The sequence below is a fragment of the Ralstonia sp. VS2407 genome (assembly GCF_052950655.1).
In genome coordinates this window covers 1-506 of record NZ_JBRFVG010000167.1, presented here as the reverse complement: position 1 = coordinate 506, position 506 = coordinate 1, and the positions used below count along the sequence as shown (strand labels likewise).

Below are 506 nucleotides of genomic sequence, written 5' to 3'. Positions count from 1 at the left end.
AACGTGAAGACGTATTCGCTGCCGTGGTGAACGCGGCGGGGAAGGGCGCGGCGCGCCCTCCCGTCGCCGGCGGCGTTACTGATAGAAGTTGAGCGTGACCATCGCCGAACGGCCCGGCGCCCACGTCGCGTAGATCGGATACGCGCTCGCGTAATACTGCTTGTCGAACAGGTTCTGCACGTTCAGTTGAACGTCCATCGTCTTGTTCACGCGCCACGTCGCGGCCGCGTCGAAGCGTGCATAGCCGGGCGTCCACTTCTTCACGGTCGGCGATACCGATGCATAGGTCTTGCTCATCACCGTCGCACCCGCGCCGAGCGTGAGCTTCGGCATCACGTCGTAGCTGGTCCACAGCGTGAAGTTGTGCTTCGGCACCATCACCATCGGCAGGCCCGATGCGCCCGGGCTGCCGGGGCCCGCGTCGGTCGTGATCGCGTTCAGGTACGAATAGCCGCCGAACACGTGCCACTTCTGCGTCAGGTTGCCCGCGAAGCCGAATTCGAAAC

General features: G+C 64.2%; 1 protein-coding gene. It reads right to left on the bottom strand.

Annotated features, from left to right (window positions below; genetic code table 11):
* Positions 1-75 precede the first annotated feature (75 nt).
* A partial coding sequence (locus ACU8YE_RS24435) for a TonB-dependent receptor domain-containing protein (protein ID WP_446929973.1) occupies positions 76-506 on the bottom strand: 431 nt, incomplete at its 5' end.